We start from the raw sequence: 17,277 nt of genomic DNA on the forward strand, positions 1-17,277 counted from the left end.
AGGGAAGGTCGCTTCCCTGCCTGTAACACCTTACGCCGCGCTGACTACAAGGCGCTGCAGAAGGGGCACGACAACCGCATCGAATGCTTCGGGCTGTTCCAGGTAAGGCACGTGGTTTGACTTATCGATAAACACCAGCTCCGGGTTCCCCAGCGCGGTACGGCACGCTTCACCGACCTCGGGCGGGACAGCCTTGTCCTGCCTGCCCCATACCAGCAGCATTTTCTCTGGCGGATAGAGCGCGGACAGCCGCTCCGCCACATAGTCGGCAGAAATGCCGTTAACCAGATAATCCCCCAGTCGACCGAACGCAGCCCCGGCACCAGGGAATGTATTGATCCGCCATTCTTCCTCGATCATGGCCGGGGTAATGCCCGACGTATCGTACAGGACAAATTTCAGCTTGTTTCCAAACAGGTTTTTATCCTGCACCCGAACGTTCCGGCTGATGGTCTCGGCCACGTCCTGGCTGATCGGCACGACACCCAGTGCGCCGACCAGAACAAGTCCCGGCACGCGCCCGGGGGCAGTACATGCCGCATAGGCCGCGATATGCGCCCCAAGCGATGTCCCGACCAGCGGGGCGGACTGGATATCCAGCGTATCCATGACCTGCAGGATGAAATCGGCAATGGCGGGAACGGTCGAGGGCGCCGTTTCTTCCTTGCTGGCAAACCCGTGTCCGGGCAGGTCGCACGCAATTGCGCGAAAACCCAGCGCACCAATGCGTTCAACGGTCGTACGCCAGCGGTCGGCGCGCGCGCCCAGACCATGGATGAACAGGACGGCGGGACCGGTTCCGGCCTCGATAATACGGGTAAAGCCGTTGCCAACAGCCAGCGGATAGCAGATGGAGGGAGTGGTCATGAAACTGGGCTTTCAGCTAGGGTTGCGATGGCTTCGATTTCCATCAGGGTGCCATCACCAATCAGTCCGGCAACCTGCACCAGCGTGCTGGCGGGACGCCATTCGCCAAAGATTTCGGACCGCACCTGATTCAGCGCGAAACGGTCCTGCAGGTCCGTCAGGAAAAAGGTGAGTTTCACCACATGGCGCAGGTCGGACCCGACACCTTCCAGAATGCGCGACAGAAGGGCGAAAATATGCCGGGCCTGTGCCTCGGCATCATTCACACCCACCAGGCTGCCATCCTCGGCCAGTGCAAGCAGGCCGGATACATGGATCTGTTCCCCCGCCAGCACGGCATGCGAATATGGCCCCACCGGCGCGGACAGGCCGGGGGGGCAGAGGGCACGCGGCATCATATCGGCGTGGCCAGCAGGGTCAGGATCGCACCGGTATCAACCAGAACCCGCATTTTTGCGATCCGCAGCACGCCGTCGACACGCTTCAGTTCGGCATGGTAGCGCCCGACGCTGAACAGCCGCGTCTCACCTGCCTGAATGGACTGGAACAGGGAATACGCGGCCGTGGCGGTCCACATACCGTCCTGCGCCGTGACGCGCACCGGGCCGATGATATGGCAGTCGTAATGAATGTTGAAGACGTTCGCTTCACGCAGGGAATAGACGCGGTCGTCAAGCATATCGCGGCTGTCACACAGCATGAGCGATAGTGGCAGGTTCTGTTCCACGTTTTCCCGGCTGATGATTTCATAGAGGCAGTCGGGCAGGAACAGGGTTGTCCAGTCTTCCAGCCTGTCCGCGTCCAGAAGACGGCCGTATTCCTCGAACAACATCGTGACTTCCAGATGCATCTCGGGTGAGATGCCACATATGGCGTTCATTATGCCGTCTCTCCCGCCCTGATACCCATAAGCTTGCAGTAATAGATCCAGAACCCGCGCATCGGCACGTCACTGATCAGGTTTTCCTGATCCGTTACCGGGCCACGGCCACCGAATTCGACAATGGAATGCTTGTCCATGTCCCGCACGATGGCACGGTGCACCAGTTCAACCGCTTCGCCATCCTCCATCGAGACCAGACCCGCAGGCCCCGCCAGATTCGCCTTGCGCAGGCGGTGACGCGTCATGGCCTCATCATCATCTTCGTAGCCGAAAAAGGTCGAGACGATTTCAAACTCATCGGCTGAACGCGGGCGCAACTGGCGTACGGCCAACGTATTGCCGATCTGCTGCAACGCCGCATTGGCAAACAGCGATGTCACCGCCAGCGTCAGATTGTCGGGAAATTCCTTGTAGTAACGCAGAAGGGAGGGATCCTTCAGCTTGATGTTCATGTCCCCACGGTCGGTCCCGGCATAGCCGCCATCGCTGGCGCCGTCCTGATCCGTGCGTCCCCCCTGTGCAGCCCAGGACAGGTTATGCTTGCCATCGGCGTCCACGCGCGCGCCGCCGGTCCCGCTCAGGCGCGCAATGCCGAAGGTGATCTGGAACATGTGCAGCAGACCGCCATGGTTGGGGTCGCGCAGGTTGTCCGTATAAAGCTTCCAGTTGCCGAAAATCCTCTGGCGCTGGTAGCCCAGGACCTTGACGGGCTTATGAAACAGCCGCTTGACCTGATGGGTGAACACCGGGCCCAGATACTCCTCCAGCGGCGGTGTCTCCTCGCAGAAGGTGCCGAAAATGGCGCCGTTCATCGTTTCCACCCGCAGGCGCTGCAGGTTGTGGCAGGCCTTGTCAAAATCGGCGGGCAGTCCGCCCACCCCCTTGATCCCCTTCTGGAACGGCACGCCGATCAGCTTGCCTGTCAGGTCAAAGGACCACTGGTGGTAGCAGCAGGTGTGCACCTTGGTATTGCCATGCAGGTTGCGCTGCACTTCCGCCCCGCGGTGGCTGCACCGGTTGACAAGGGCATGCAGGCTGCCGTCGCGCGCACGGTTGACGATGACCGGCGTATCGCCCACCTCAATCAGGCGGTAATCACCCGGATTGGGAATCTCCGCTTCCAGCGCAAGGTAATTCCATATCGGGCCACGAAAGATACGTTCCTGTTCCAGTTCGAATACGTCAGGATCGCGGTACATGCCGTATGGTATGCGACTACAGTCAGCCGCGGGGAAAGTATAGCGTGACAGGGCATCAGCCCCGGCGGGTGCGGTCATGAAGGATACTCCGTATGGGTCGATCCGGAATGTGGAAAGGGCACTATGGCAACTGCATTGGCGTATGGCCGGTGGACGCGCGGGTGTATGTCCGCGTCCAGTATCCCTGCGCGTTTTCACAGGGGTGACGTGGTATCTCCATCGGCATGTCAGGCAGCACGACACGCGCACCGCCAAGCCAGACATCCGTCATGCGTTTCCTGTCTTCAAGCTGCGTGATATCGGCCAGCGGGTCACCGTCAAACACAAGCAGGTCAGCCAGTTTTCCCGGTGCTATGCTGTCAAACTCCTGGCCACCACGCAGCAGGCAGCGGTTGCGGTGCGTTGCCGTACGCAGCACCTCGTCGGTCGGCATGCCAAGGAAGCTGACAAGGATCGACAGTTCCCGGGTTGCCCATTCGCCATAGGGCGTCATGGAGAAGCCGGTTTCGGATCCACTCAGGATCGGAACGCCTGCGTCATACGCGCGGCGCAGGTTATCGGTCGCTTCCGCCAGTTCCTGACGCTGCACGTTGGGCCACCAGTCATAGGACGGGTCATCGGGCTGGGCATACTGGATGTTGTTGACCAGCATGAGCAGGGAAGGGCAGATCGTGCAGCCTTCCCCCGCAGCGGCGCGCACGCCTTCGTCATCAATGCGGGAAGCATGATAGAGGATGTCCGCCCCGGCGCGCGCGGCATACAGCACGCCTTCGCGCCCGCGGGCATGTATGGCGACCCGGCGGCCAAGGCGGTGGGCCTCCCGGATCATGGCCGTCGTTTCATCCTGCGTGAAGGTTGCATACAGGCCACCCGAATTGCCGCCCTGTATCCCGTCCATCGCGATCTTGATGATATCGACGCCATCCTTTGTCTGCTGACGGATGGCCTCGATCGCCTCGGGAAGGGATGTGACCAGCCGGCCGGTCGAACATGGCGGGCAGCCGATCCATGACGGATAATAGTCATAAAGCCCCTGGCGGGCCGTCAGGGCCTGCCCGGCTGCGGTAATGCGCGGCCCCTGGAACATCCCGACATACAGGGCATTGCGCAGCGATGGCGTGACCAGACCCGCGCAGGCGGGGTCCAGCAGGCTGGTAAAGCCTGCGGCCAGCATGCGCTGGGCCGCCGCCAAAGCACGGATGGCGCGGTATTCCAGATTGGGGTAAAGATCCACTTCCTCTTCCGAACGGGCATTGCCGTACGACAGGTGGGTGTGCAGATCGCTCAGTCCCGGCATGACCAGGTGGCGGCTGTAATCAACCACCACGTCATCAGGACCGGGAGCGGGCAGGGAGGCTGCGGGATAAAGGCCCACAATACGGCCATCTTCGATCACCAGTGCGTGATCATGGCGGTAGGTGGACTCCGTGCCGGTAAAGACACGCCCGCATTTCAGAATGGTTCTCATGCGGAATATCCGGTGGCTAGAAGCAGAAGGGAAAGCGCTGCGTCCACATCCGCTGCCCGTTCGGACATGATGGCATGACCGCAGTCGCCCAGAAGGGTCAGATCGGCATGGGGCATATGGTCCAGCACCAGTCGGGCCATGGGGCCGGGCGGACATGCCCGGTCCTGCAGGCCGTGCAGGATGCGGACGGGCATGCGTATGGTGGATGCCTCCCTTGCCGGAAGGGATGCCGCCAGCAGGCAGGCATCGGGATCGGCCAGCATGGCGGCAAAGGCGGCGCGGCGCGCGCTGTCGCCTGCGGCCTGCCAGCGGGCCTCCACCACCATGGATGGCGGGGGGGCGCAATCGGCTGTCATCGGGCGCATGGCCGCCGCCAGCGCCGCACGGTCGGCCGGGGCGGACCAGAAATCACGCAGCGCAGGTGTTGCCTGCCGCTGCCCCGCCGGGGCGCCGATAACCATGACCCCACGCAGGGAAGGACGCCGTGCCGCCACGCGCAGCGACAGCGCGCCGCCGACCGAATTGCCAATCAGGTGGGCATCCGGCCCGGCATGGTCCAGCACCCGGTCAACCTGTTCGATCCACAGCGGCACATCGAAGGTACATGTCCTGCCGGGCGGCACGGCGCCGCCAAAACCGATCAGGTCGATAACGTGCACGTCATGGCCAGCGGGCAACCGGGCCAGCAGGGGGGCAAAATTAATCTGCCCCGTCGTGCCCGGACCGATGCCATGAACCAGTACCAGTGGGGGAGCCCCGCCCGTGCCACGGCGGATGCGCCATGAAAAGTTGATGTCGTCCACCCTGTCATGCGCCTGGACCCACTGCTGGGCCGCACCCTGTGCCGGGGCGTTCATCGGGCTGCCCCGCCATTGCCGGGCGCCCAGTACAGGATGCGGCGCAGGACCCGGTCCACCACCGTCCAGATCAGGACCGTCATGACCGCCAGCACGAACAGAGCAGCAAACATGACATCGGTCTGTATGCGGGCATTGGCGTTCAGCATGACATAGCCCAGCCCTGCGGACGCGCCCACCCATTCACCCACGATCGCACCGATGGGCGCGATGGCCGTGGCGACACGCAGCCCGGACCCGAAGGCCGGCATGGCTGCGGGCAGCCGCACATGGCGCAGGATGGCACCCTGTTTCGCCCCCATTGTATGGGCCAAGTCCAGCCAGCCGGGATCGGTATGGCGCAACCCATCGGAAAATGCGGCGGCGACGGGAAAGAAAATGACAATGGTGGCCATGACCACCTTCGACATCATGCCGAACCCGAACCACAGCACCAGAAGCGGCGCCATGGCAAAGGCCGGGATGGCCTGACTCAGCAGCAGCAGCGGCATGATCCAGCGCTGCAGGCGCGGGGAAAAGGCCATTGCCAGCGCACACAGGCTACCCAGAAGCGTGCCGATGGCCAGCCCGAGCGCCATTTCGGAAAATGTGGTGAATGTGGCTGACGCCAGCAGCATGCGCTGCTGCCACAGTGCATGCAGCACGGCGGGCGGCTGCGGCAGCAGGTAGAACGGAATGCTGCCCAGACGTGTCACAGCCCACCATGCGCCGATCAGCACGACAAACGTGACAACGGGCCGGACCAGTGTCGGGATCATGCGCCATGTCCTTCCATGAGAATACGCATGAGGTGCCCCTGTATGTGGAGCAGCGCCTCATCATCCGGTGCGCGGGGTGTCGGTCCCGGCACTTCTATCGGGGGGCCCAGTCGCGCGGGGTGGCCGGTCAGAACCACCAGCCGGCGCCCGATGCGACAGGCTTCAAGCGGGTCGTGGGTGATGAGCAGGACGGTATGGTCCTGCAGCAGTTCGGCGGTCAGGTCCTGCACCTGCGCGCGCGTGAAGGTATCCAGTGCGGAAAAAGGTTCATCCATCAGGACAAAGGGATGGCTTTCATACAGCGTGCGCGCGATGGCGACGCGCTGACGCATGCCGCCGGACAGTTCGGAAGGCAGCGCCTTTGCCCGATCCTGCAGCGAGACACGTTCCAGCAGGTGCCGCGCACGATCGGGTTCCTGCCGCTCGCCACGCAGGCGTGCGCCCAGCATGACATTCTCGATCACGGTCAGCCAGGGGTAAAGCAGGTCCTGCTGGCCCATATAGGCAATGCGCCCGGCCAGGGGCAGCCCGTCCGTCGCCGTGACCGTACCCGCGCTGGCGCGCGTCAGGCCGGCGACGATCTTGAGCAGGCTGCTCTTGCCCACGCCGCTCGTACCCAGCAGGACAACGAATTCACCGCCCTGAACGGTCAGGTCCAGATCGGTAAAGATGGCACGTGTGCCGTATTGCAGACCCAGTCCGGAAATGCGCAGTCCCGGCAGGTCGACCGGCTGGTGCGTGGACGGGCGGGGAGGGGCATCGTTATCGGTCATGTATACAAATTGCCAACGTCGAAACGATAACGCAACATGATTCGATGCTGATTCGAAAAAATTAATCCGTCATGTTCTGTTGTTTTCTTTATTTTACAAATAATTCTTAATCGGGACGCCACGCGTCGGTTTCTTGTTGCGAACCCGAAATGCCTATGTATACATTTTGGTGAATGTTCTTTTTTGGCGACATGTCCGGATGAACAGAAAAGGCAGCACATGAAACAGCAATCAGGGAACGGCGCCGTACAGCGGACCACAGTGGCAGCGCCGCAGGCGGCCCGCCCGGCAGGCAGGGGAATGATCCCGCTGTCCCGGCGCGGCTTTATGGGTGGTGCGCTGGCCATGGGCGCGCTGGGAACGCCACTGGCCCCCGCGCGCGCCGCGGGAGGCGAGAAATTTACGGTCATTCTGGACTGGCTGCTCAATGTCAATCACGCGGTCCTGTTTGCCGCGCAGGAATGCGGGGCATTCACGCGCGCAGGGCTGGATGTGGAACTGATTTCCCCCTCCGACCCCGATTCCCCATCCCGGCTGGTCATGGCGGGTCAGGCGGACGTGGCGCTGGGTTACGGCACACAGATCAACCTGCTGGTGGATCGCGGGCTGCAGCTCCTGCGCTTTGGCACGCTGATTGACCGGCCGATCAATGTCGTTGCGGCGATGGGAAACGGCTCCATCCGCAATCTGGCCGACCTGAAGGGCAAGCGTGTCGGCATTTCGGTCAGCGGGGTGGAAGAAAGCCTGCTGGCGGCAATGCTGCATTCCGTCGGGCTGTCGATTTCCGACGTGACGGTCACCAAGGTCAATTACCAGATGGTGACGGCATTGCTGACCAACCGGATTGACGCGGCCATCGGGGCCTACCGCAATGCCGAGGTGCTGGAGATCGAACAGACATCAGGCGTGGCCCCCGTCATTTTCGCACCCGAAGACCATGGCGTGCCGATGTATGACGAACTGATCGTCCTGACGCGACAGGATCTGCGCAACGATCCCCGCATGGCACGCTTCGTTGCAGCCATTGCACAGGGACGCGAAGCACTCGTCGCGCATCCCGATGACATGCGTCGTGCCTTTGTCGCCAGGCACCCTGAACAGGATACCCCGATCCTTGAAAAGGCGTGGGCCATGACAATCGGGGGGATACCCGAATCCCCCGGTCATCTGGACACGGCACGGTACGAAGCATTTGAAAAGTTCTGCCTGTCTTACGGCGTCATTTCAAAACTGGCGCCTCTGGACAGTTTTGCAATGGAAACCGGCGCATGAGAGCCAACGCCCCCCGGATCGATCCGGCCGACCTTGACCCGGTGCGTGAATTCCGGGCCTGCCCCATTGGTTTGCACAGCCCCGCGCTGGAAGCGATGCTGAATATCCTGCGCGCGGGAACAATGGGCGGGAAATACTGCATCATCTGCCTAGAACCCCACAGAAAATGGGCGCTGGGCCGCCTGTCGGGCATACGCGGCGTACCACCGGAGGTCGTGCCCGCCGTGGAATATGACGACCTTGAAGAAGCGGAATGGGATGTTTTCCGCCGACGGTGGGAGGCGGAAACCCGCACGCGCCTGCCCCCCGAATTCGACGCCCCCCTGCGCGAAACGCCCACGAACAGGGCAGGAGAAAGCCGATGAAAACCCTGCTTGGCTATGCCGACCAGATCAGCGTGACGGCGGGAGACGAAATTGCGTTCCGTGTCAGCAGCGAAACGGCCGAAGCGTATGACGCCACGATCGTGCGGATTGTAAATGGTGACCTGAACCCTGCTGGTTCCGGCTACCGCGAGGAAGAAGTGTCCGGCACCGCATGGCATATCCAGGGCCGGCCACAGAAGATTCACGCGGGTTCGTGCATCGTGGTTGACGCGGCGGTGCCGCTGGAACGCCTGGCCGATGGCTGGAGTGTCACGCTGCTGGCACGTCCGACCCTGCCGGACAGCAGCGGGCAGGACGGGACCGGACAGGTCATGTTCAGCCTGCGCGATCGTATGTCGGGCGGCGGAATGGAAATTGGCATAAAGGGGGAAGAAGGCGCTTACGTCACGGTGCAGGGCAGTCAGGCACGCGTGACCTGTGCCGCGGGCGTGCCCATGCGCCGCCATGAATGGTACAGGCTCCGCGTCGCATTTGACGCCGCAAAGGGCGAACTGACCCTGTCGCAGGCGGCGCTGGAAAGCTGCGCCGGCATTGCCGACAGCGCGGACGTCACGGTTGCCTGCTCCGTTGAACCGGCATGGACATCCGCCGCGCGCATCATCATCGCGGCCCGCGCCACCGCCGAAGGCGAAACCATTTTTGGTGGGTTCTATAATGGCAAGCTCGAAGCGCCCTGCCTGCTGGACCACGCGGGCGCAGTGATCGGGCAGTGGGACTTTTCCATCGGGATCGACGGACAGGACATATGCGATCAGGGACCATTCCACCTGCATGGTCATACTTGGCAGATGCCCGGACGCGCCATGACCGGCCACAACTGGAACGGCAGCATACGCGCATGGCAGGATGCGCCGGAACAGTATGGCGCCATTCATTTCCATGAAGACGATATTATTGACGCGGGATGGGCCACGGATTTTTCGTGGCAGGTTCCCCCAGGTCTGAAAAGCGGGCTTTATGCCGCCCGCCTGCGCAGTGCGACAGACGAGGACCATATCCCCTTTGTCATCCGTCGCACAGCGGGCACAGGGCATGCACCGCTGGTTTTTGTCCTGCCGACCGCAAGTTACCTGGCATACGCCAACGAACATCTTGCCATTGATGCCGCGCTGGCGGAGCGGGTGCACGACCACGTGCCCGTATTTGGCGCGTCGGACGTATTTCTGGCGGAACGGCGCGAATTCGGCGCATCGCTGTATGACCGGCACATCGACGGGTCGGGCATCATGATATCCTCGCGCCTGCGCCCGGTGCTGAACATGCGCCCCAAATATCAGTCATGGCTTGGGGGAACCGGGTCGGGCCTGTGGCAGATGAACGCCGACACGCATATCATCGACTGGCTGGAACACGAAGGTTTTGACTACGACATCATTACCGACGAGGACCTGGACCGCGAAGGGATAAAGGCACTTTCCCCCTATCGGTGCGTCATGCTGGCCAGCCACCCTGAATATGTCTCGACCCGGATGCTTGATGCGCTGGCGGCGCACCGTGCGGATGGCGGGCGACTGGTGTCGCTGGGGGGCAACGCGCTGTACTGGCGCGTGGTCTATCACCCCATCATGCCCGGCGTGATGGAATTGCGCCGTTGCGAGGTCGGCAATGGCTGGATTACCGACCCGGGTGAAAGCTGCCATGCCTTTGGCGGTGAATATGGTGGCCTGTGGGAACGCATCGGCCGTCCGCCGCACGAAACGCTGGGATCAGGCTTTATCGGACAGGGTTTTGACAAATGCACCTATTTCCGCCGGCAGGCGGACAGCTACAACCCGCGCGTGACCTTCATATTTGACGGAATAGAGGGCGACATCATCGGGGATTTCGGGCTGATTGGCGGGGGGGCCGCAGGCATAGAACTGGACCGTGCCAACAGCGCGAAGGGCACGCCGCTGAACACGCTGGTACTGGCGCGGTCGGAAGGGCATACCAACACCTATCTTCCCTCGACCTGTGCGCTGCTGATCAATTACGCGGGGCAGGGGGCGGCGCAGTCCGACCTTGTCCGTGCCGAAATCGTATTTTTCGAAACAGCCGAAGGCGGCGCGGTCTTTTCCACCGGTTCGATCGCATGGAGCGGCAGCCTGTCCCATGCGGATTACGACAATTCCGTCTCCCGCATGACGGGCAATGTCGTGCGGCGCTTTATCGACCCGGCACCCTTTGAACTGCCTGCATCGGCAGCCAGACCCGTCTCTTTCTGAAAAAGATGAAGATACATGATGAAAAGGATTTCGCGATGACGGCTTCCCGCATGGAACCCGACCTTGCAACCCTGCTGGGGCCGGATGCGTCCGCCATCCTGTCAGCGCCGCATCGTAATTTCATTGATGGCCAGTGGCGTGACAGCCTGTCGGGGGAAACCTTTCCCGTGACCGACCCGGCAACCGGGCAGGAAATCACACGCATTCCCCTGTCGGGCAGCGCGGATGTCGACCTTGCAGTGGCCAGCGCGCGCCGTGCGCTGCAGGACGGACCATGGGCGCGCATGAACGGCGCGGAGCGTGGCCGCCTGCTGTGGCGGCTGGCCGACCTGCTGGCGCAGCAGACGGACGTGTTCGCCCGCCTGGAGGCGCTTGATACCGGGCGGCCGGTTTTTGAAACCCGCCTTGTGGACCTGCCCGGATCGATCGGCATGCTGGAATACATGGCAGGCTGGTCCACCAAGATAAACGGGGAAAGCATACCCGTATCCGCCCCCGGCACGTTCCATGCCTATACCGAACGTGAACCGGTTGGCGTGGTGGCGGTTATCGTGCCGTGGAATTACCCGTTGGAGCTGGCAATATGGCGCATGGCCCCGGCACTGGCGGCCGGGTGCACCGTGGTCCTCAAGCCCGCGGAACAGACGGCACTGACCACGCTGCATCTGGGCCGCCTGATCGCGGAAGCAGGCTTCCCGTCCGGCGTTGTCAATATCGTGTCGGGGGAAGGTGAAACCGCCGGGGCGGCGCTTGCCGGACATGGGGATGTCAACGCGATCTCCTTTACCGGTTCCACGCAGGTCGGGCGCGAAATCATCCGCGCGGCAGCGGGGAACATGAAGCGGGTCTTTCTGGAACTTGGCGGCAAATCGCCCATGATCGTGCTGGACGATGCCGATCTGGAACAGGCGGTGCCGGGTATTGCATCCGCCATTTTCTTCAGCGCGGGGCAGGTCTGTACGGCGGGGTCGCGCGTGTTCGTGCACGAACGCATATATGACCGCCTGCTTGATGGCATTGTCGCCTTTGCCCGCAACCTGGAAATCGGGCACGGTCTGAATGATGCCACCCGCCTTGGCCCGCTGGTTTCAGCCGAGCAGCGTGACAGGGTAGCCGGGTATCTGGCGGAAGCAGCGCGCACCGGCACACACTTCGCGACGGGTGGCGCACCGGTTGATGGCCCGGGCTATTTCATGCAGCCGACCATTGCGGTTGATGTCGACCCACAGGCGGCACTGTACCGTGAGGAAATTTTCGGCCCGGTCCTGTGTGTCCGACGTTTTGGCGATGACCAGATCGATGATGTCGTGCGCATGGCCAATGACACGATCTACGGCCTGCACGCCAGTATCTGGACAACCGGCCTGTCACGCGCCCACACCCTGGCGCGGCGCATCAAGGCAGGCAATGTATGCATCAACACGCATAATTTCTTCGATCCTGCGTTTCCCATGGGCGGGTTCAAGCAGTCGGGCTGGGGACGCGCTGCGGGTTTCCCTGCTATAGAGCATTATACGGAACTGAAGGGAATTGTTGCGCGCCTATGACCGATGAAGATGCACTGACAGGAAACGTCACGCCGGCAACAGCCCGGGCGCGGGGCCGCCGCACCGCCCGCAAGGGGACGACGCGCGCGCCCACGCTGGCCAGTATCGTGCAGGAGCGTATCCAGAAGGCGATCGTATCCGGGGTCTTTACGCCCGGCATGTGGCTGGAGGAAGAAAGCCTGGGGCAGATGTTCAGTGTATCGCGCACGCCGGTGCGCGAGGCGCTGCGCCGCCTTGCCGCGCAGGGGACAGTTGAAATCCGCCCCCGTCAGGGCGTGATCGTCACCAAAATGAATGATGCCCGCGTATTGCAGACGCTGGAAGTCATAGCCGAACTTGAAGCAGCAACCGCAAGACTTGCGGCAGAACGCATGAGCGACGCGGAACGCGACAACCTGCATACGATCAACGAAGAACTGTCAGACATCATACGCAAGGGCAGCCGTGCCGGTTTCGACCGGCATAACGAACGCCTGCATGCCGCAATCAGGCAGGGTGCCCATAACGAGATCATGGCCGATTCCGTGGCGCAGATGCGCCAGCGCGTGCTGCCCTATACACGCGTCGAACGGATGGAATCAGTCGAACAGATGACCGTATCCCACGGCCAGCACCAGACGATTGTCTTTGCCATTCTGGAAGGACACGGCGAACTGGCTTACCAGACAATGCGCGTGCACGTCATGCAGACAGGCCAGCTGGCTGAAGACGGGGAATGAACCATCCGGCCGGCAATCCACCACAGCAGGGCACGCCAGATAGAGAAAGCATGCAGACATGAATATCCAGACAGGACCGGATACCACCCCCGAATGCATCAAGGGGACGTTTTTTGCACGGCTGCGCAACGCGGCGCCGGCCGCGTGGCAGGGTTACGTGGGACACCCGTTCGTACGCGGCATGGCGGATGGCACGCTGGATCCCGCGCGGTTCCGGGCGTTTCTCATGCAGGATTACCTGTACCTGCTCAATTACGCCCGGGCGTACGCGCTTGCGGTCTATAAAAGCGACAGTTTTGAAGAAATGCGGGAATCGGCCGATATCGTAGCGGGTATCCTGAATACGGAAATGGCCATGCATTTTTCGTATTGCGAAGGCTGGGGCCTTAGCCGCGCAGAAATGGAAGCCCATCCCCCAGCGCAGGAACTGCGTGCCTATGCGGGCTTCATCCTTGACCGCGCGCAGGCAGGCGACCTGCTTGACCTCCTGGTGGCACTTTCGGCCTGCCTGGTGGGATATGGCGAAATCGGTCTGGCGCTGGCGAATGATCCGGCGACCGTGCGCGAAGGCAATCCCTATTTCTCCTGGGTCAGCGTCTATGCCGATGAACCCTACCAGGACCTGATGCGCAGGGGCCTAAGCCGCCTTGATATCGTGGCCGCCCGGCGCGGGGGCGTGGCACGCCTGCCGGAACTGACGCGCCTGTTCACGACGGCCGTATCGCTGGAAACCGCTTTCTGGACCGCCGGACAGGCGGAGATGACGTAAATATACAACGCCATCATGGCAGCATGACAGCACACGGCTACAGTACAACGACAGGATACCGGTATGTCTTCAGCAAGTAATCGCCAGCGTGTCATGCGGTCACACGGTGCGCCGGTGCGACAGGGGGCGGGGCTGTGCGCCCTCATGGGAATGCTGGCGCTGCCGCATGCGGCGCTGTGCGGTGATCTGGTTATCCGCAATACAGGCGCGGCAGATGCACAATGCCACATCGTGGACAGCGGCAGGGCGGATGCCGTCTTTACCGTAAAGGCGCAGGACACGGCGCATGTGGGCGTCCCGGCTGGCGGCATGATCAACAGTGTTGAATGCAACGGCCTGAAAACCCGTGAAATGCACATAACCCCAAAGGGAATGGACGGGTACGTCGTGCTGAACGGCAGGCAGAAGCGCGTGCTGAATGTATCGCTCTATCCATTCATTCCCAGCCTGCCAAACGGCAATTTCCAGACACTGGTCCAGCATGTCATCACCACCTATCAGGACAGCAACCCGGACGTGCTGCTGAACGCCGTAATGAGCGAGGACGTGGATATCTATAATCCCGCCCGCCTGCTGCAGCTCCTGTCCGGCAGGGGGTATGATGTCGTCGAACTGGATACGTTATACATCGAATTCCTTGCCGCCCATAAACGCATCGCGCCGGTACGCATAAGCGGGGACGCCCCATGGCAACCGGGCCACGATGCGGTACTGTACCATGGCGTGACCTATGCCGTGCCAAGCTGGCTGTGTCTCGATTTCCTCTATTCCTATTCCCCGGATATCAAGGACATACATGGACTGGATCAGTTCATGTCCTACCTCAATCGCGAACCGGCGGGAAAACGCCATATTTCCGCTGATTTTTCAGGCACGACCCGCCTGCCGTCCCTTTATATAGACGGATACGTGCAACGTTATGGCTATGACCATATCCGCGATGCCTTCCGTATGCCGCCCGACCCGCAGGTCGTGAACAGCCTCATGCGCCTCGCCATTACCTGCACGGATGGGAAGGAAAACCATTGTGTTGACGGGACGCTCAGCCGCGCCGCGGATGGTGATGTCGACAGGATCTTTGCCGAAGGAAAAAGCGGTTTTGATATCGGTTTTTCTGAACAGAGCTTCTATATCAACCTGTTCAACCCCACCCATGCCGCATCCCTTGCCATGATCCCCGTGCCATGGGGCGAAAATGGCCAGACCATGCTGTACAGCGATGCCTTTGTCACGAACAGGACATCATGTTCCAGTGCGTCATGCCAGGCCGACAGCACCGCATTCACGACCATGATGACGGGAAAGGAAATAAAGACATATATCGCCTTTTCCCAGGATTTGCCGCAGGGAACGCCCGCACGACACCTTCTGGTCGGCACCCGTCCGTTCTGGGATCAGCAGCAGGTTCGTGACGATCCCGTCTACAGCCAGGTCAGGACTGTTATCGAAACGGGTCAGGCGTTTCCGCATGACCTGAATGAATCCCTGCGCGACCGGATGGCGCGGGATGTATGCCTCATGCTCAGGAAAGATATTCCCCAGTATGACTGCGACATGACGAAGGGACCTATGTAGGAGACGGGCCGGACGCAATCGCGTCATGACACGGCCAGTGCATCCTGTTCATGCTGGAGCAGGCTGCCCGCCAGGGCCCTGACCTCATCCGCCTCCCGGCCGGTCAGGCTTGCGAAAAACGGTCCCATGACGCCCGTATCGGCAATTCCGGCCAGACGCACGCCGTCATGCAGGACCGGGATGAGGGATATCCGGGCACGCAGGGCTTCAAATGGCGCGAACAGCGATGCAATGCGCTCCGCTTCCTCCATCTTACCCGCGCGGATCGCGGCATGGAGCTGCGTTGACAGCCGTGGCGCGATGACACCGGACCCGGATGTGTAGTTCCGGACGCCATACCCGGCCGTGGCGACGATACTCTTTTCCCCGGCGCCATCAATGATACGCTCGGGACTGCCCAGCACGTCGACCAGCTGCGCAAGGTAGGGATGCGTCCCGTCGTCGTCCGCCGCTATGCCGTATTCGATCGTGCACAGCACACCATCGCGGATCAGGGCCGCGGCATCCGTCACGCACAGATAAGCCGGATCCTTGAAGAACACCATCAGCGGCTTTCCCAGCCGGTCTGTCAGGCGACGCAGGCCGGTTGCGACACCGTTGCCATTGACAGGAGCAAACGGCAGGAGGATGGCAGTGGGAAAATCCCGTTCCCGCAGGATCGCGACCTGATCCCATGCCTTGCCAAAATCAGCGCCGATGGAGGGGATGACCCACTCATCCGGCTGCGCCATGTCCTCGATCAGGTCCAGCAGCGCCCCATAGGTGCTGAGCGGCTGGTTGAACAGGTTGGCCACGCCGCCATACATGAATGAACGGACGCCGCCATCGCGCAGCCATGCGTTCAGGCGCCGGTTTTCCGTCAGGTCGAACGACCCGTCCCCATGCCGCGCAACCGGGGGCAGGGCCATGATGGCGGCATTGATATCATTGGGGCTGATCTCGGTGGTTTTCATCGCGTATCCAGGGCTCCATGCAGATATGTCGGTATCGCCACGTCTCCATTGAGCGTGCGCCCGGCATGTCAGGCAAACATCAATTTGATGTCGTTTCGGCATCAAATTGATTGTTTGATACGCATTGCAGTGCGCTATCGTGTTTCCGAACCCACTGCCACCCTTACCCGCAGGGATATGCCGTAATGCTTCCTCCGTCTTCGGATGACATTCTGTACGAGGTCCGTGGCCCCAAATCATGGGAATGTATGACATCGGCCGAACTGGCGGGCCAGCTTGACATGACGGACTGCGCCATCGTGCCCGTCGGCGCGGTGGAACAGCACGCCGGGCATCTGCCGCTGGGTCAGGACAATTTCCAGATCAGCGAAATTGTCCGGCGCAGCGTCCTGCAGCTTGCGCATGAAAACCGGCATGTCATTTTCGGCCCGACAATTCCGTTCGGGCCCGTATCCAATGTCCGGTTTGCGGGCTGCATCAACATCCGCCCCTCGACACTTGCGGTCCTGACCAAGGAAGTCTGCCTGAACCTGCACCGCGACGGCGTGAATACCATCGTGCTGGCCATGGGCCATGATCTGTCACTTGGCGCACTGATGGTCGCGGCACGTGAACTGACCGAGGAAACCGGGGACCGGCTGCGTGTTATCGTCGCAAACTGGCTGCCCTATGTTGTCTCCCTCCTGCCACAGGTCTTTACGGACCTGCCGCCCGGCGCGCGCGACGGGCATGGCGGCGCGGGGGAAACCGCCCGGATGCTGGCACAGCATCCCGCGCTGGTCCGCATGGACCTTGCGCGCGACTACCATGTTGCCGCCACGCGCTCCGCCACGCCATTCGCCCATCCGGTCACGGCCGGGGGCGGGGTTTACATACCGCGGGCCACCACGATCAGGGATGAGGCATTCCAGGGCATTCTGGGCTGTCCATCGCTGGGGACGCCGGAAATTGGTGAGAAGCTTTATGACGCCCTGAGCAGCTGGCTGAGTGACATCGTGCGCGAATACTGTTTTGGCGCATCGGAATCCTATAATTACTGAAACGGGG

17 protein-coding genes are annotated in these 17,277 nt (G+C 61.7%); 8 read left to right on the forward strand and 9 right to left on the reverse strand.

Translation table 11 applies throughout. The features are described from left to right. Positions 1-30: 30 nt before the first annotated feature. The 8 genes from CFR80_RS09050 to CFR80_RS09085 are packed head-to-tail and all read right to left on the reverse strand — an operon-like array spanning position 31 to position 6,805. The gene (locus CFR80_RS09050) at positions 31-867 is read right to left on the reverse strand and encodes an alpha/beta fold hydrolase (protein ID WP_010515321.1); all 837 of its coding nucleotides are present in this window, start codon (positions 865-867) and stop codon (positions 31-33) included. Further along, the gene (locus tag CFR80_RS09055) at positions 864-1,265 is read right to left on the reverse strand and encodes a RidA family protein (protein WP_010515320.1); all 402 of its coding nucleotides are present in this window, start codon (positions 1,263-1,265) and stop codon (positions 864-866) included. The genes CFR80_RS09050 and CFR80_RS09055 overlap by 4 nt, the downstream gene beginning before the upstream one ends. After that, positions 1,262-1,747 (reverse strand): aromatic-ring-hydroxylating dioxygenase subunit beta, encoded by a 486-nt coding sequence (locus tag CFR80_RS09060; protein ID WP_010515319.1) that lies wholly within the window; start codon positions 1,745-1,747, stop codon positions 1,262-1,264. The genes CFR80_RS09055 and CFR80_RS09060 overlap by 4 nt, the downstream gene beginning before the upstream one ends. Next, positions 1,747-3,027, reverse strand: coding sequence for a Rieske 2Fe-2S domain-containing protein (locus CFR80_RS09065; RefSeq protein ID WP_029329598.1), 1,281 nt, complete (start codon positions 3,025-3,027; stop codon positions 1,747-1,749). The genes CFR80_RS09060 and CFR80_RS09065 overlap by 1 nt, the downstream gene beginning before the upstream one ends. A 43-nt stretch (positions 3,028-3,070) precedes the next feature. Beyond that, the gene (locus CFR80_RS09070; protein ID WP_010515316.1) at positions 3,071-4,417 is read right to left on the reverse strand and encodes a metal-dependent hydrolase family protein; all 1,347 of its coding nucleotides are present in this window, start codon (positions 4,415-4,417) and stop codon (positions 3,071-3,073) included. Continuing rightward, on the reverse strand, positions 4,414-5,274 hold the full coding sequence (locus tag CFR80_RS09075; RefSeq protein ID WP_010515315.1) for an alpha/beta fold hydrolase: 861 nt from the start codon (positions 5,272-5,274) through the stop codon (positions 4,414-4,416). Before CFR80_RS09075 ends, CFR80_RS09070 begins: the two co-directional genes overlap by 4 nt. Continuing rightward, on the reverse strand, positions 5,271-6,032 hold the full coding sequence (locus CFR80_RS09080) for an ABC transporter permease (RefSeq protein WP_010515314.1): 762 nt from the start codon (positions 6,030-6,032) through the stop codon (positions 5,271-5,273). Before CFR80_RS09080 ends, CFR80_RS09075 begins: the two co-directional genes overlap by 4 nt. Beyond that, positions 6,029-6,805 carry an ABC transporter ATP-binding protein gene (locus CFR80_RS09085; RefSeq protein ID WP_110507261.1) on the reverse strand — a complete coding sequence of 259 codons (777 nt, stop codon included), beginning with the start codon at positions 6,803-6,805 and terminating at the stop codon, positions 6,029-6,031. Before CFR80_RS09085 ends, CFR80_RS09080 begins: the two co-directional genes overlap by 4 nt. A 300-nt stretch (positions 6,806-7,105) precedes the next feature. On the opposite strand from CFR80_RS09085, the gene CFR80_RS09090 reads away from it, so the two are divergent. The 7 genes from CFR80_RS09090 (at position 7,106) to CFR80_RS09120 (ending at position 15,277) form a co-directional block, all read left to right on the forward strand. Then, positions 7,106-8,077, forward strand: a complete 972-nt coding sequence (locus tag CFR80_RS09090; protein ID WP_258367756.1) for an ABC transporter substrate-binding protein — start codon at positions 7,106-7,108, stop codon at positions 8,075-8,077. After that, the gene (locus tag CFR80_RS09095) at positions 8,074-8,442 is read left to right on the forward strand and encodes a hypothetical protein (protein ID WP_010515311.1); all 369 of its coding nucleotides are present in this window, start codon (positions 8,074-8,076) and stop codon (positions 8,440-8,442) included. Before CFR80_RS09090 ends, CFR80_RS09095 begins: the two co-directional genes overlap by 4 nt. Further along, the gene (locus CFR80_RS09100; protein ID WP_110507263.1) at positions 8,439-10,667 is read left to right on the forward strand and encodes a N,N-dimethylformamidase beta subunit family domain-containing protein; all 2,229 of its coding nucleotides are present in this window, start codon (positions 8,439-8,441) and stop codon (positions 10,665-10,667) included. Before CFR80_RS09095 ends, CFR80_RS09100 begins: the two co-directional genes overlap by 4 nt. Before the next feature lie 35 nt (positions 10,668-10,702). After that, on the forward strand, positions 10,703-12,214 hold the full coding sequence (locus CFR80_RS09105) for an aldehyde dehydrogenase family protein (RefSeq protein ID WP_110507273.1): 1,512 nt from the start codon (positions 10,703-10,705) through the stop codon (positions 12,212-12,214). Next, positions 12,211-12,933 carry a GntR family transcriptional regulator gene (locus tag CFR80_RS09110; RefSeq protein WP_010515306.1) on the forward strand — a complete coding sequence of 241 codons (723 nt, stop codon included), beginning with the start codon at positions 12,211-12,213 and terminating at the stop codon, positions 12,931-12,933. The genes CFR80_RS09105 and CFR80_RS09110 overlap by 4 nt, the downstream gene beginning before the upstream one ends. A gap of 58 nt (positions 12,934-12,991) precedes the next feature. Then, entirely contained in the window at positions 12,992-13,702 is a 711-nt protein-coding gene (gene tenA / locus CFR80_RS09115; RefSeq protein WP_010515304.1) for a thiaminase II, read from the forward strand. Between the two features lie 63 nt (positions 13,703-13,765). Beyond that, positions 13,766-15,277: a type 2 periplasmic-binding domain-containing protein gene (locus CFR80_RS09120; protein ID WP_146221624.1), complete on the forward strand. Its 1,512-nt coding sequence runs from the start codon at positions 13,766-13,768 to the stop codon at positions 15,275-15,277. A 23-nt stretch (positions 15,278-15,300) separates the two neighbouring features. Here CFR80_RS09120 and CFR80_RS09125 read toward each other — a convergent pair whose 3' ends face one another. Then, on the reverse strand, positions 15,301-16,230 hold the full coding sequence (locus CFR80_RS09125) for a beta/alpha barrel domain-containing protein (RefSeq protein WP_110507264.1): 930 nt from the start codon (positions 16,228-16,230) through the stop codon (positions 15,301-15,303). A gap of 185 nt (positions 16,231-16,415) precedes the next feature. Between CFR80_RS09125 and CFR80_RS09130 the strand changes: the two genes are divergently transcribed. After that, positions 16,416-17,270, forward strand: coding sequence for a creatininase family protein (locus CFR80_RS09130; protein WP_010515299.1), 855 nt, complete (start codon positions 16,416-16,418; stop codon positions 17,268-17,270). Positions 17,271-17,277 lie beyond the last annotated feature (7 nt).

Source organism: Komagataeibacter oboediens, from assembly GCF_003207815.1.
Taxonomy (GTDB): Bacteria; Pseudomonadota; Alphaproteobacteria; order Acetobacterales; family Acetobacteraceae; genus Komagataeibacter; species Komagataeibacter oboediens.